The sequence below is a fragment of the Paraburkholderia sp. GAS32 genome, assembly GCF_050434225.1.
GTDB classification, from domain to species: domain Bacteria; phylum Pseudomonadota; class Gammaproteobacteria; order Burkholderiales; family Burkholderiaceae; genus Paraburkholderia; species Paraburkholderia madseniana.
In genome coordinates this window covers 15,908-30,034 of record NZ_JBNPVS010000002.1, presented here as the reverse complement: position 1 = coordinate 30,034, position 14,127 = coordinate 15,908, and the positions used below count along the sequence as shown (strand labels likewise).

Genomic DNA, 14,127 nt, shown 5'->3' with positions numbered 1-14,127 from the left:
AGCCGCGACGCCTCGAAGGAAGTCCCCTTGGGAGCGTCGTGCGGGAAAGTGGTCGGTGCGCGTCAGATTAGGTGCATGAAAGTAAAAGATCAAGTGATGTTTAGCCTCTTTTTTAGCGTGGAGCATCACTAATACAATCCATCCTGACCTCTGATAGGAGTGCACGGCAATGTCGGCCACAACGACACCCTTCCCCAAAGCAGTGATTTTCGACGCATACGGCACGCTTTTCGACGTGCATTCGGTGATCGCTGCCGCGGAGCAGATGTTCCCGGGCCACGGCGATGCGCTCTCGCAGTTGTGGCGCCAGAAACAGATTGAATACACGCAGTTGCGTACGCTCGCCGATCCGGCCGGTGCACCCGGTGCACATTACCGGCCGTTCTGGGACATCACGCTCGACGCCTTGCGCTTCGCCGCCAAGAAACTGCATCTCACGCTGGGCCGTGCGGCAGAGAAGCGTCTGATGGACGAATATGCGTGCCTGTCCGCTTTTCCCGATGCCGTACCCGCACTGCGCCAGTTGCGCGACGCGCCTTCGGCATCTTCCGGGTCCGCATCCGCGCCTGCGGGCGGCAAAGCCGGGGCAAGCGCAAGTTCAACAAGGCCCGGTCTCGCGATCCTCTCGAACGGCAATCCGCAAATGCTCGACATCGCCGTGAAGAGCGCCGGCATGACGCGCCTGTTCGACCATGTCCTGTCCGTCGACACGGTACGCGCCTACAAACCCTCGCCCGCGGCCTACACACTCGGCACGCAAGCCTTCAACGCTGAACCGCGCGAGATCGTCTTCGTGTCGTCGAACGGCTGGGACGTGGCAGGCGCGGGCTGGTTCGGCTTCACAACTTTCTGGCTTAACCGGCAAAACGCACCGGCCGAAGAACTGGGCGTCACGCCGCATGGCGCGGGCGGAGGCATGAACGATCTGCTCGCTTTTCTGAAGTCCCTCGCGTCGCCCGGCCGCAATAGCGGCACGGGCAACACCGGCAATCCCGGTGGCAGCCGCACACGCCACAGCCCTGGCGCATGACGGCTACCACCAGGATCGCGCGACGCAATTCAACCGCATCTCAACATTTGCACCTTTGCAATCTGACCGACCAAGGAGAAACCATGGCGAATCCGCTGTCATCGCAATCATCGCTGTCGCTGCCGCAGGGCATGGAAATCACGGCTGAGATCAAGCCGGGCTATGAAGCGATCCTCGCCCGCGAAGCGCTCGAACTCGTCGCCGCGCTGCATCGCACGTTCGAACCGCGCCGCCAGCAACTGCTGCAGGCGCGTGTGGAACGCACCAAACGTCTCGATGCCGGCGAGCGCCCCGACTTCCTCGCCGCAACGAAAAGCGTGCGCGAAGGCGACTGGAAAATCGCGCCGCTGCCGCAAGATCTGCAATGCCGCCGCGTGGAAATCACAGGACCGGTCGAGCGCAAGATGATCATCAACGCGCTGAATTCAGGCGCGGATTCGTACATGACCGACTTCGAAGATTCGAATGCGCCGAGCTGGGATAACCAGATTACCGGCCACATCAATCTGAAGGACGCGGTGCGCCGCACGATTTCGCTCGAACAGAACGGCAAGTCGTACACGCTGAACGACAAGATCGCCTCACTAATCGTGCGTCCGCGCGGCTGGCATCTGGACGAAAAGCACGTGACGGTGGACGGCAAGCGCGTCTCGGGCGGCATTTTCGATTTCGCGCTCTTCATGGTTCACAACGCGAAGGAACAGGTTGCGCGCGGCACGGCGCCCTACTTCTATCTGCCGAAGATGGAGAGCCATCTGGAAGCGCGTCTGTGGAACGACATCTTCCTCGCCGCACAGGAAGCCGTCGGCGTGCCGCGCGGCACGATTCGCGCGACCGTGCTGATCGAGACGATCGTCGCCGCGTTCGAAATGGACGAGATCCTGTACGAGTTGCGCGAACACAGCTCGGGTCTGAACGCCGGCCGCTGGGACTACATCTTCTCGGCGATCAAGAAGTTCAAGAACGACCGCGATTTCTGTCTCGCCGACCGCTCGCAGATTACGATGACCTCGCCGTTCATGCGTGCGTACGCGCTGCTGTTGCTGAAGACCTGCCATCGCCGCAACGCGCCGGCAATCGGCGGCATGAGCGCGCTGATCCCGATCAAGAACGATCCGGCCGCGAACGACAAGGCAATGGGTGGTGTGCGCTCGGACAAGGCGCGCGATGCCGGCGACGGTTACGACGGTGGCTGGGTCGCGCATCCGGGCCTCGTGCCGATCGCGATGGAAGAATTCGTCAAGGTGCTCGGCGACAAGCCGAATCAGATCGGCAAGCAACGCGACGACGTGCTCGTCACGGCCTCCGACCTGACGGACTTCCGCCCGGAAGCGCCGATCACCGAAGGCGGTTTGCGCAACAACATTAACGTCGGCATTCACTACCTGGGTTCGTGGCTCGCGGGCAATGGTTGCGTGCCGATTCACAACCTGATGGAAGACGCCGCCACCGCGGAGATTTCGCGCTCGCAAGTGTGGCAATGGATTCGCTCGCCGAAGGGCAAGCTCGAAGATTGCCGCAAGGTCACGGCCGAGTTGGTGCGCGAGTTGTCGGCAGAAGAACTCGACAAGGTGAAGCAGGCAGTCGGCGGGGATACAAAGCCGTACGATCGCGCTGCACAAATCTTCGAAGAGATGTCGACGTCGGAGAAGTTCACCGACTTCCTGACGCTGCCGCTGTACGAGGAAATCTGAGTTATCTGAACGGCCTCAGGCACGAGCCTCATTTACGAGCAGTAACGACGTCGTACCAGGCCCGCTTTCACCAGCCACGCAAGATGAAAGAGCGGCCTGGGTCGCAAGGCTGACCGACCGGGCGGCCCGACAGGCGTATGCCTGCCGGGCCGTTTTTTTATGTGCTCGCGAGGTGCTCGTTATGCGGTCGTTATGCTTGCGCCGTGTACTCGTGGTGCGCTCGCCGTGGGCTAGCTATGCCGCGCCTCAGCGCGTGCTGCGATACTCGACCCAATCGCCTGACCTGATTTCCGGGTGACCCTTCACCACATTGGGCGCGACCGGATAGAAGCGGCAGTTCACGACGTTACCGTCTACTTTCACTATCACTTCTCGCGCGAGGAAGCGATCTTCGACGCCGGGATACACCGCTTCGATCTCGTCGAGCACCGCCACCAGTTCATCGTCGATTTCGTAGACGTCGCCCGTGACGTCCACGCCCGCTTCGTCGACCACCAGGCCCGGATACAAGCCGAAGTCGAATAGATGGCCGCGCACCGTGGCCGTGCCGAGAAAATTCGGCGCGGCGATTTCGTTGCGCGCCGCAGCATCTCTGAGGTCGTTCACTTCACCGGCACGCAATGTGCCGTATACAAAAACGGTCTGCATCGTCGTTTGCTCTCCTTGATGATGGGTTCGGCTTGCCTCGGCTGTTGCCGGGGTTCAGTTCAACGACGTGCTCGCCACCAGCACGCCGTCGATATCCGCATAGATCCACTCGCCAGGACGTACCAGTGCGCCCGGCAATTGCACCGGCACGTCGCGCTCGCCGGTGCCGAGCTTCTTGCCGCGCCGTGGGCAGGTCGTCAGCGCCGCCACGCCGACATTGACTTCATTGAGCTCCAGCGCGTCGCGCACGCAGCCGTTCAACACGATGCCCGCCCAGCCATTCTGCTCGGCGATTTGCGCGAGGTTGCCGCCCACCAGTGCGCAACGAAGACTGCCACCGCCGTCGACGACCAGCACCCGGCCGGCGCCCTTCTCCTCGAGCGTGGCGCGGACGAGCGCGTTGTCTTCGAACACCTTTAGCGTTACCGCCTCGCCGCTGAAACACTCGGCACGGCTGAAGAGATGAAAGACCGGTTCGAGCACACGCAGTGTGCCCAAGGCCAGTTGGTCCTCGTGTGCGTCGCACAAGTCCGCGGTTGCAAAACTCATGACCTTCTCCTCGGGATCCGTGTACTCGGGACATTATGCAACGTTGACTCCGACGTAACACCTACAATGAGAGGCTCGCGGTGGTTTTGGGTCTGTGCCTTCGGGTCTGCGCTCTCGGGGTCCGCGCTTGATGGCTCTGTGCGTGAGCGCTCCCTGCTTGCGCGTTGTGCGTTTACACCCACTGCAGTTTTTGCGTTCCATCCATTGGATCGATCTTCAAGATGAATTCGTCCACTGACTCAGCCCTGTCGAGCCAGGTCCACTTCGCCGACATCCCACCCGAATTCCAGCCCACGCAAACGCACCCGATCCGCGTGCGCTCGCGGCTGATGCCGTCGGGCTGGCGCATCGCGCGACACACGCATGCATGGGCGCAGGTGGCCTACGCATCACGCGGCGTGCTGCGGGTCGCGACGACCGGCACGACGTGGATGGTGCCGCCATCCCGGGCGATCTGGGTGCCGCCGCACGTGACGCACGAAGTGGTCGCAGTCGAAGAAGCCTTTCTGCGCACGCTCTACATCACCGAAAGCACCGTCCCGGCCGGACTGGATACGCCGCGCGTGGTCGAAGTATCGGATCTGCTGCGCGAAGTCATCGCAGCGCTCGATACGCCTGGCATTTCGGCGACGCGCGAACAGTTGCTAGGCGCGCTCGCGTTAGACGAACTGACGCGTTCGGAGCCACTGCCGCTGTCCGTGCCGATGCCCAACGAGAAGCGTTTGCGCGCGTTGTGCGAGGCTGTGAACGCGGACCCGACGCACGGCGAGTCGCTCGAACAATGGGCGTTAAGCGTGGGGGCGAGTACGCGCACGATTGCGCGGCTGTTTCGTCAGGAGTTGGGCGTGAGCTTTTCGCAATGGCGTCAGCAGGCCATTCTCGCGCGCGCGATTCCGCTGTTAAGCCAGGGACGGCCACTTTCACATGTGGCGCAGGAGCTTGGCTATCAGAGTCAGAGTGCGTTCTCGGCGATGTTCCGGCGAGCCTTCGGCGAAAGTCCGCGAGCGTTCATCGAGCGTGGCGCTGAACATCGTGTAGAGAGCGGGGATCGGGGCGGCAATGAGGCGGACGAAGAGACCGCGCAAAAGTGACGGCGTAAAGCGTAACCGCCAGCCACTCGCCGCAGTGCGTCAAACGCGCCGCGCCAGATGACGGATCGCCCCGAGTTGCGCCAGACGCGGCCCGGCCAGCTTGTACCCCTTGCGTTGGTACAGCCGCGCGGCAGGATTGTCGACAAACACGCGCAACTGCAACTCGCGCAGCCCGCGCTCGCGCGCCCATTGATGCGACATATCGAGCAGATACGTGCCGGCGCCGAGACGCCGATGCCCTTCGGCAATCTGCACGTCGCGGATATGCAGCGAATCGCCTTCCTGGGTGATGCGCAGCACACCGATCGGCGTGCCGTCCACTTCGAGAATGAAATTCTCCGACTCGCGCCAACTGCCGAGAAACAGATCGCCACGCCACACCAGATGGTGCCGGTGATAGTAGCCACCCATGTTATTGCGAGTCAGCGCCTCGGCGAACTCGAAATCGTCCATGCTGGCCGGGCGCAGATGAAACGGTGACGGAGCTTCGGTTGGATCGAACATGGTGGAACGACGAAGATGAGTCGGGTCAACGGTAAAACAGGCCGCGCGCGCTGGCAATGGCTGTTTGTCCCGAGCATACCCGGACGATACCCAGGCGGACCGGCTGCGGAAATAAAAAAAGCCCACTTCTTTCGAAGTGGGCTTCTTAAAATCTGGCGGAGCGGACGGGACTCGAACCCGCGACCCCCGGCGTGACAGGCCGGTATTCTAACCAACTGAACTACCGCTCCAGATTTTTGCACCGTGGCTTATGAGCTTGGCTCACTCACCACTTACACCGCTCATACTACTGACCGAGCGACGCCGATGTCCTGGCGTCCCCTAGGGGATTCGAACCCCTGTACTCACCGTGAAAGGGTGATGTCCTAGGCCTCTAGACGAAGGGGACAACGTACTGCTTACACCTTTAATGAAAAAGCCCGTTCAGGTTTGTATGAACGGGCTTTGTCTGGCGGAGTGGACGGGACTCGAACCCGCGACCCCCGGCGTGACAGGCCGGTATTCTAACCAACTGAACTACCACTCCAGTTTGCCTATCATGACTTGCGAGCGTTGGTTTTTTCTCTGCAAGCTGCGCTGCTTTACTACTACCAAGCGACGCTGATGTTTGGCGTCCCCTAGGGGATTCGAACCCCTGTACTCACCGTGAAAGGGTGATGTCCTAGGCCTCTAGACGAAGGGGACATAATCTTTTCAGATCTGTCTTTATCTTGCTGCTAATTGACGTTAATTTCGTTTCGTCAGCAGCAAAGACCGATATTCTAACTACGTTACAGCGGTTTGTGAAGTCTTTTTTGCTACAAGCTCCAGACTTCGGAACCACTTCACTCTGCTCTGATGGTGGAGGTAAGCGGGATCGAACCGCTGACCTCTTGCATGCCATGCAAGCGCTCTCCCAGCTGAGCTATACCCCCCTTGCAGAACAGAAACGAGATTTTAGAGGCCAATTTGCGCTTTGTAAATACCCTTTGCGCAATTGCATGCGACTTTTTTCGCAAGTCGCATGCAAACCCTCTCAATGCAAATGCGAACGCGCTTAAGCCAACGCTTTTTCGATACGGCTCACGACAACATCGCGGCCAAACAGCATAAGCACGCTGTCGATCGACGGCGTATGCGTGGTACCTGCCACCAGCAGACGAACCGGCATGGCCAGTTGCGGCATCTTCAGCTTGTGTGTGCCAAGCGTTGCCTTCAACGCCGCAGCGATCGCTTCCTTGGTCCACTCCACCGTTTTGAGCGAAGCGGCCAGATCGGCAAGCGCCGGACGCACGACATCCGTGACGTGCTGCTCGAGCGCCTCGGCTTCAGGCGCCGGCGTGCGATAGAACATCGCCGCGTTCTCGGCGATTTCCTTCACCGTCGACGCACGGTCCTTCAGCAAGCCCACCACCGACGTCAGATCGGCGCCTTGCGCAATGGCGGCTTCGTCGATATCCAACCCGGCGAAGAAAGGCTTTGCGAGCTCTGCAAGGCGCGCGTTGTCCGCTTCCTTGATGTAGTGCGCGTTGAGCCAGTTCAGCTTGTCGTGGTCGTACTGAGCCGGCGACTTGCCCAGATGCTCCAGATCGAACCATTCGACGAACTGCTCACGCGTAAAGATCTCCGCGTCGCCATGCGACCAGCCCAGACGCGCCAGATAATTGACCACCGCTTCCGGCAGAAAGCCCGCGTCGCGATAACCCATCACGCTCATTGCGCCGTGACGCTTGCTCATCTTCTCGCCCTGCTCGTTCAGCACGGTCGGCAAGTGCGCGTAAACCGGCGGCTCGGCGCCGAGCGCACGCAGAATGTTGATCTGACGCGGCGTGTTGTTCACGTGATCGTCGCCGCGAATCACGTGCGTGATGCGCATGTCCAGATCGTCCACCACCACACAGAAGTTGTAAGTCGGCGTACCGTCCGGGCGCGCGATCACGAGGTCGTCGAGTTCTTCATTCGAGATCTCGATGCGGCCTTTAACTGCGTCGTCCCATGCGACTACACCAGAGAGCGGGTTGCGAAAGCGCAGCACGGGCTGCACGCCGGCCGGCGGCTCCGGCAGGACCTTGCCGGGTTCCGGGCGCCACGTGCCGTCATAGCGCGGCTTTTCGCCGGCCTCGCGCTGGCGTTCGCGCAGGGCGTCCAGTTCTTCCGTCGACATGTAGCACGGGTACACGAGCCCCGCGTCCTGCATCTGCTTGAGCACTTCGCGATAACGGTCCATGCGCTGCATCTGGTAGAACGGGCCTTCGTCGATATCGAGGCCGAGCCATTCCATACCTTCGAGAATGGCGTCGACCGCTTCGGTACTGGAACGCTCGACGTCGGTGTCCTCGATCCGCAGCACGAAGGTCCCTTTCATCTTGCGCGCGAACGCCCACGGATAAAGCGCGGAGCGAATGTTGCCGAGGTGGATGAAGCCGGTGGGACTCGGTGCGAAACGGGTACGGACGGAGGTGGTCATTAGCGGTTACTCGGAAGACAGGCGCCGGCGCCGTGGCGAACATTGCCAGTGAAGCGCGGCAGCGGACCGCGTCCATGCAGCAGAAAGCTGCCTTGCACAGACACGAAGGAAATAAATGCGAGAGCCGAATTATACCTTCCGAACACGCGATGCCTGCCCTCGTCCGAATGGCCATTGGCAGCGCACAAGACGCGCGGGAAGCGCGCCTCGGCAGGCCTGAGCGTTTCCTCTGCAACGTTTCATTACCGGACCGACGCGTGCCCGGAGCTTTGATTTATGATGTGCGCGCGCTGCGGGTGGGGATAGAACCACAGCGCATGGAATCGCCAGCGGCAATTCCGTCCGTTTGACTATCCGCCTGATCGCGGCACCGGTTGCGCCGATCGCGCCGACTCTGCCGTTGCTGGAGAACCCGTTGAAACCGTCATCCCCTCGCCTAGCCCGTCGCAACTTCTCGTTGGCATGCGCCTCCGCGGTGCTCGCTGCCTGCACTACGACTGGCGGCAGCAAGACCGATAGCACGCCGGTCGCCACCACGCCCACCGCCAACCCGCCACCACTCGACAAACCGCAGCGGCCGATCCGCGTCGGCCTTGCACTAGGCGGCGGCGCCGCGCGCGGCTTCGCGCACATCGGCGTGATCAAGGCACTCGAGGCGCGCAATATCCAGGTCGATCTCGTGGCCGGCACCAGCGCGGGCTCGGTGGTGGGTGCGCTATACGCCTCGGGGATGAACGGCTTTGCACTGAACATGCTCGCGCTGACCATGGACGAAGCGTCGATCAGCGACTGGGCGATGCCGTTTCGCACGCGCGGTTTCCTGCAAGGCGTCGCGCTGCAGAACTACCTGAATACGACGCTCAACAACCGTCCGATCGAGAAGATGGTCAAGCCGCTCGGCGTGGTCGCCACCGATCTGAAGACCGGCCAGCCGATCCTGTTCCAGCGCGGCAACACCGGCATTGCGGTGCGCGCGTCATGCAGCGTGCCGTCGATTTTCGAGCCGGTGAAGATCGGTGGGCACGAGTATGTGGACGGCGGCCTGGTGAGTCCGGTGCCCGCCTCATTCGCGCGCAAGATGGGCGCGGATTTTGTGATCGCCGTGGACATCTCGCAGCGCCCGGAAAGCGGCCTCACAGCCAGCTCGTTCGACGTGCTGATGCAGACTTTCACGATCATGGGCCAGACGATCAAGGCTTATGAGCTCGACAAGTACGCCGACGTCGTGATCAGGCCGAATCTGGCCGCGATGAGCGGCAGCGATTTCTCGCAGCGCAACGCAGCGATCCTGGCCGGCGAGGAAGCCGTGGCGAAGATGATGCCCGAGTTGCAACGCAAGATGGCCGCGAGCCGCGCCGCGGTGTAACCCGGCAGGATCGAGCCGGTTATACCGGCCGGGGCGCGGGAGCTGCAGTTGTCGTCACGCACGCAGCGCCTACCCAACCCGGCGTGCCACGCGGAAGATTCCGTGCCATATCGGTCAGCGCCCAAACGCAAAAAGCCTGCTTCGAACGAAGCAGGCTTTTTTGTCGCACCAAAACCGCCGGTGCGGGCTGAATCAGTTACTGGTTGCCGCCGATCGACGCATTCACGCGCTTACGCAGATCTTCGCCTTCCTGATAGGACGTCTCGATCCGGCGTGCACCAGTAAAGCGCTTTTCCCAATACCCGCTATCCATATCGTCGACGCGGATCGTGCTGCCCGTGGAAGGCGAATGCACAAACTTGTTGTCACCGATGTAGATGCCGACGTGCGAGAACGTGCGGCGCATCGTATTGAAGAACACCAGATCGCCCGGCTTCAGGTCGCTGACGCGAACCTTTTCGCCGACGCGGCTCATTTCCTCAGCGCGACGCGGCAGCGCCATACCGAGCGTGTCCTGGAACACGTAGCGAACGAAGCCGCTGCAATCGAGCCCCGAATCGGGCGTATTACCACCCCAACGGTAGCGAACGCCGATCATGTTCAGCGCGCCGACCACCACGTCGCCCGCTTTGCCGGCCATGCCGGACAGGAACGATTTGGCGCTGCCGTCGCTGGCAGGAGCGGCCGATTGCGAATTGAGGGGGGACAAAGAATTCGACCCGCTGGGGGTCGAATATGAGGCATTCTGATTAAAACTGCTTACTTCGTCGGCGAACGCGCCGGGAGCTGCTGCCATCAAGACGCCAATGAACATCCCGGCGACGACGCGCGTGCAAGCCTGGGTTAGGTTTCTGTGCTGCATTGGTCGGTATTTTTTGCCTAAAAATCAGTGGGCTACGGAAAAAAGTTTGGTCGATACTAGCCAGTAAGTATTCACGTGTCAAAACAAATAGAAAAATACAATCGAGACACGCACCCAATTGGTGAAAGAGTGCAAAATCAGTGGTCAAGCGCCGCTTTCAGCAGCTTTCGGGTGTAAGGGTGCGCCGGTGTCGCAAAAATCTGCTCAACGTCGCCGCTTTCGACGATCGATCCATTTTGCATGACCGCGACACGATGCGCCATCGCCCCGATCACGGCCAGATCATGACTGATGAAAACGAAGCCGAGGTTGTACTTCTGTTGCAACCCGGCGAGCAGTTTCAGCACCTGCTGCTGGATCGACACGTCGAGTGCGCTGGTCGGTTCGTCGAGGATCAGGATGCGTGGTTCCAGCACCAGAGCGCGCGCGATCGCAATTCGTTGACGCTGGCCGCCGGAGAACTCGTGCGGATAGCGGTACAGCACTGTACGGTCGAGACCGACTTCGCGCAGGACCGACACCACCTTGTCGCGCCGCGCCTCCTGGCTCATTTGCGGCCGATGCAGCGCGAGCCCTTCGCCGACGATCCGCTCAATGGTTTGCCGCGGCGACAGCGAACTGAACGGGTCCTGAAAGACAACTTGCATATTCGAGCGTAAGGCGGTTTGTTCGGCGCCGCGATAGCTGCCGAGCGCCCTGCCCTGAAACTCGATCTCGCCGTGCACCGTGCGTTGCAGACCGAGCAGGGCCATTGCCAACGTCGATTTGCCCGAACCCGATTCGCCGACGATCCCCAGTGTCTCGCCCTGGCGCACCGACACGTTCGCATCGGCAACCGCGCGGAAGTGCCCCGAGCGAAACCAGCCGCTCAAGCCCGGCAGCTTCGTTTTGAAATCGACCGAGACATCGCGCGCTTCGAGCAGCACGGGCGAAATCGGCAGCACAGGGACCACCGTGCGCTGCGGGCGGCTCGCCAGCAGACGTTGCGTGTACGGATGCTGCGGCGACTCGAACACCTGCTCGACCGACCCGCTTTCCACGAGTACGCCCTGCTCCATCACCGCGATGCGTTGCGCGAAATGGCGCACCAGATTCAGGTCGTGCGTGATCAGCAGCACGGCCATACCGCGCTTCTCGGCTTCGTCGCGTTGCAGCTCCAACAGCAGCTCGACGATCTGCGCGCGGATCGTCACGTCGAGTGCCGTCGTCGGCTCATCAGCCAGCAACAGGCGTGGACGGCACGCGAGCGCCATCGCGATCATCGCGCGCTGCCGCTGACCGCCCGAGAGCTGATGCGGATAGCTGTTCACACGCTTGCCGGGCTCGGCAATGCCCGTGCGCCCTAGCAACGCCACTGCGCGCTTACGCGCCTCGTTCGCCGTGACGCCGTCGTGTACGACGATCGTCTCCGCAATCTGGTCACCGACCGTATAGAGCGGATTAAGGGCCGTCATCGGCTCCTGGAAGATCATCGCGATGTCCGAGCCGCGCATGCCGCGCATCTCACGCTCGCTTTTCGCAAGCAGGTCCTGGCCATCGAAACGAATCGCCCCGCTCACCTGCGCGTCGCTCAACAGACGCAGGATCGAGAGCGCGGTCACGCTCTTGCCCGAACCCGATTCGCCGACCAGCGCGACCCGCTCGCCGCGTTGAATCGCGAGCGTCACGTCGTTCACCGCGACCGTGTCACCGAAGGTCACGTGCAGACGATCGAGTTCCAGCAGCGGCTGCGTTATAGCCGGTTTTGCGTCGTTCTCCACCATGGCGCTCACTGGTTGCCTCCTGCACGCATGGCATCGGAAATGCGGGTGTCCAGCGCGTTGCGCAGGGCATCGCCCATGAACGTCAGCAGCAACAGCATCGCAACCAGCACGCCGAATGTGGACAACGAGATCCACCATGCGTCGAGATTCGCTTTGCCTTGCGCGAGCAGTTCGCCGAGACTTGGGGTCGGCGACGGCACGCCGAGGCCGAGAAAGTCGAGGCTGGTGAGCGCGAGAATCGCGCCACTCATGCGGAACGGCAGAAACGTGATCACCGGCGTCAGACTGTTGGGCAAGACGTGCCGCCACATGATCTGCCAGTTCGAGAGGCCCATCGCTCGTGCCGCACGCACATAATCCTGGTGGCGGTTGCGCAGAAACTCCGCGCGTACGTAATCGGACAAGCCAATCCAGCCGAACAGCGACAGCAGCACAATCAGCAGAATGAACCCCGGCTCGAAGATCGACGAGAAAATGATCAACAGGTAAAGCTCCGGCATGGCGCTCCAGATTTCGATCAGGCGCTGCCCGATGATGTCGATACGTCCTCCGAAGTAACCCTGCACGGCGCCCGCGGCAATCCCAAGCACGGTGCCGATCAAGGTCAGCACCAGCGCGAATTCCACCGACACGCGAAAACCGTACAGAAGACGCGCGAAGAGATCGCGACCACGGTCGTCGGTGCCGAACCAGTTATCGCGCGACGGCGGCGCCGGGTTCGGTGCCTTCGAGAAGTAATTCAGCGTGTCGTAGTAGTACCGGTTCGGCGGATACACGGCGAAGTTGCCCGGCGTGTCGAAACGATGCTTGATATACGGATCGAGATAGTCGGCGGGCGTCGGGAAGTCGCCGCCGAAAGTGGTCTCCGCATAGGTCTTGAACATCGGAAAATACAACTGCCCTTCATAACGCACCACAAGCGGCTTGTCGTTCGACCACAACGGCCCGGCGAGGCTCGCTGCAAAAGCCACGACGAAGATAATCAGACTCCAGTAGCCAAGACGCTGCTGGCGAAAACGCTGCCAAACGCGACGCGCGGGCGTGGGTGACACGAACGCGCGAGCCGGTTCGGTGCGCGCCGCCGCATCGGCTGAAAGACGGGCTCGATTCATCAGCGCTCCAGTTGTTCGAATTGGATGCGGGGATCGACCCACACATAGCAGAGATCGGAAATCAGCTTGGTCGCAAGACCGATCAGCGTGAACAGATAAAGCGTGCCGAGCACGACCGGATAGTCGCGCCGCACCACCGATTCGTACGACAGCAGGCCGAGTCCGTCGAGCGAAAACAGTGTCTCGATCAGCAGACTGCCGGTGAAAAACGCACCGATGAATGCCGCCGGGAAACCGACGATCAACGGCAGCAACGCGTTACGAAACACATGCTTCCACAGCACGCGCTTTTCCGACAAACCTTTGGCGCGCGCGGTCAGCACGTATTGCTTGCGAATCTCGTCGAGGAAGGCGTTTTTCGTCAGCATCGTGACGACCGCGAAACTGCCCACCACCGAGGCCGTGATCGGCAACGTGATGTGCCACAGATAGTCGACGATCTTGCCGCCAAAACTCAATTGCGCCCAGTTGTCCGAGGTGAGATTGCGCAGCGGGAACAACTGCAGGAAACTGCCGCCGCCAAACAGCACCAGCAACAGCACGCCCAATACAAAGCCCGGAATCGCATAGCCGACCAGCACGACGAGGCTCGTCGCGATATCGAAGCGCGAACCGTTGCGCACCGCTTTGGCGATGCCCAAGGGCACCGATATCAGATACGTCAGAAAGAACGTCCATAAGCCGATGCTGATCGACACCGGCAACTTCGAAACGATCAGCGACCACACGCTCTGGTGGCGGAAATAGCTCTGACCAAGGTCGAACGTCGAGAAGCGTTTGAGCATCAGGCCATAGCGTTCGAGCGGCGGTTTGTCGAAGCCATACAGCACTTTCAGTTGCGCGATCTGCTGCGCGTCGACACCGGTATGCGCGCGCAGGCCGAACGGCGCGCCATTCTCCGCGCCTTTGCGCAGCTCGTGCTGCATCTGCTCGACCGGGCCGCCCGGAACAAACTGGATCACGACGAAGGTCAGCGTCAACACGCCGAGCAAGGTCGGGATCATCAACAGCAGGCGTTTGAGGATGTAGCTCCACATGGCGTCGTTTCCGGTGCGAAGGCGG

The 14,127-nt window shown here is 61.2% G+C and carries 12 protein-coding genes and 5 tRNA genes; 4 read left to right on the top strand and 13 right to left on the bottom strand.

Annotation, left to right across the window (positions count from 1 at the left end; translation table 11 throughout):
- Window positions 1–169: 169 nt before the first annotated feature.
- Window positions 170–1,030, top strand: coding sequence for a (S)-2-haloacid dehalogenase (locus P3T25_RS02175; protein WP_429357365.1), 861 nt, complete (start codon window positions 170–172; stop codon window positions 1,028–1,030).
- A gap of 83 nt (window positions 1,031–1,113) precedes the next feature.
- A complete protein-coding gene (gene aceB, locus P3T25_RS02170) occupies window positions 1,114–2,724 on the top strand; it encodes a malate synthase A (protein ID WP_429357364.1) in 1,611 nt (536 codons plus the stop codon).
- Between the two features lie 246 nt (window positions 2,725–2,970).
- On the opposite strand, the gene P3T25_RS02165 is transcribed toward aceB, so the two are convergent.
- Window positions 2,971–3,372 carry a gamma-glutamylcyclotransferase family protein gene (locus tag P3T25_RS02165; protein WP_154565825.1) on the bottom strand — a complete coding sequence of 134 codons (402 nt, stop codon included), beginning with the start codon at window positions 3,370–3,372 and terminating at the stop codon, window positions 2,971–2,973.
- 54 nt (window positions 3,373–3,426) lie between these two features.
- Window positions 3,427–3,921 (bottom strand): ribonuclease E activity regulator RraA, encoded by a 495-nt coding sequence (gene rraA / locus P3T25_RS02160; protein ID WP_154565824.1) that lies wholly within the window; start codon window positions 3,919–3,921, stop codon window positions 3,427–3,429.
- Window positions 3,922–4,142: 221 nt separating this feature from the next.
- Between rraA and P3T25_RS02155 the strand changes: the two genes are divergently transcribed.
- A complete protein-coding gene (locus tag P3T25_RS02155) occupies window positions 4,143–5,012 on the top strand; it encodes an AraC family transcriptional regulator (protein ID WP_429357363.1) in 870 nt (289 codons plus the stop codon).
- Window positions 5,013–5,051: 39 nt separating this feature from the next.
- Here the strand turns inward: P3T25_RS02155 and P3T25_RS02150 are convergent, their stop codons facing one another.
- The 7 genes from P3T25_RS02150 to gltX form a co-directional block, all read right to left on the bottom strand.
- Entirely contained in the window at window positions 5,052–5,516 is a 465-nt protein-coding gene (locus P3T25_RS02150) for a GNAT family N-acetyltransferase (protein WP_429357362.1), read from the bottom strand.
- Between the two features lie 153 nt (window positions 5,517–5,669).
- Window positions 5,670–5,746 (bottom strand) — tRNA-Asp (locus tag P3T25_RS02145).
- Window positions 5,747–5,828: 82 nt separating this feature from the next.
- Window positions 5,829–5,904 (bottom strand) — tRNA-Glu (locus tag P3T25_RS02140).
- Window positions 5,905–5,965: 61 nt separating this feature from the next.
- Window positions 5,966–6,042: transfer RNA gene (locus P3T25_RS02135), tRNA-Asp, on the bottom strand.
- An 82-nt stretch (window positions 6,043–6,124) separates the two neighbouring features.
- Window positions 6,125–6,200 (bottom strand) — tRNA-Glu (locus P3T25_RS02130).
- Between the two features lie 154 nt (window positions 6,201–6,354).
- A tRNA-Ala gene (locus P3T25_RS02125) sits at window positions 6,355–6,430 on the bottom strand.
- 122 nt (window positions 6,431–6,552) lie between these two features.
- Window positions 6,553–7,962, bottom strand: coding sequence for a glutamate--tRNA ligase (gene gltX, locus P3T25_RS02120; RefSeq protein ID WP_429357361.1), 1,410 nt, complete (start codon window positions 7,960–7,962; stop codon window positions 6,553–6,555).
- A 415-nt stretch (window positions 7,963–8,377) separates the two neighbouring features.
- Here gltX and P3T25_RS02115 point away from each other — a divergent pair, with 415 nt between their 5' ends.
- Window positions 8,378–9,328 carry a patatin-like phospholipase family protein gene (locus tag P3T25_RS02115; protein WP_429357360.1) on the top strand — a complete coding sequence of 317 codons (951 nt, stop codon included), beginning with the start codon at window positions 8,378–8,380 and terminating at the stop codon, window positions 9,326–9,328.
- A gap of 196 nt (window positions 9,329–9,524) precedes the next feature.
- Here P3T25_RS02115 and P3T25_RS02110 read toward each other — a convergent pair whose 3' ends face one another.
- The 4 genes from P3T25_RS02110 to P3T25_RS02095 form a co-directional block, all read right to left on the bottom strand.
- Window positions 9,525–10,190, bottom strand: coding sequence for a C40 family peptidase (locus tag P3T25_RS02110; protein WP_429357359.1), 666 nt, complete (start codon window positions 10,188–10,190; stop codon window positions 9,525–9,527).
- A 137-nt stretch (window positions 10,191–10,327) separates the two neighbouring features.
- On the bottom strand, window positions 10,328–11,953 hold the full coding sequence (locus tag P3T25_RS02105) for an ABC transporter ATP-binding protein (RefSeq protein ID WP_171925515.1): 1,626 nt from the start codon (window positions 11,951–11,953) through the stop codon (window positions 10,328–10,330).
- 5 nt (window positions 11,954–11,958) lie between these two features.
- Window positions 11,959–13,065 (bottom strand): ABC transporter permease, encoded by a 1,107-nt coding sequence (locus P3T25_RS02100; RefSeq protein ID WP_093633378.1) that lies wholly within the window; start codon window positions 13,063–13,065, stop codon window positions 11,959–11,961.
- Window positions 13,065–14,102, bottom strand: coding sequence for a microcin C ABC transporter permease YejB (locus P3T25_RS02095; protein ID WP_154566954.1), 1,038 nt, complete (start codon window positions 14,100–14,102; stop codon window positions 13,065–13,067). Before P3T25_RS02095 ends, P3T25_RS02100 begins: the two co-directional genes overlap by 1 nt.
- Between the last annotated feature and the right edge of the window lie 25 nt (window positions 14,103–14,127).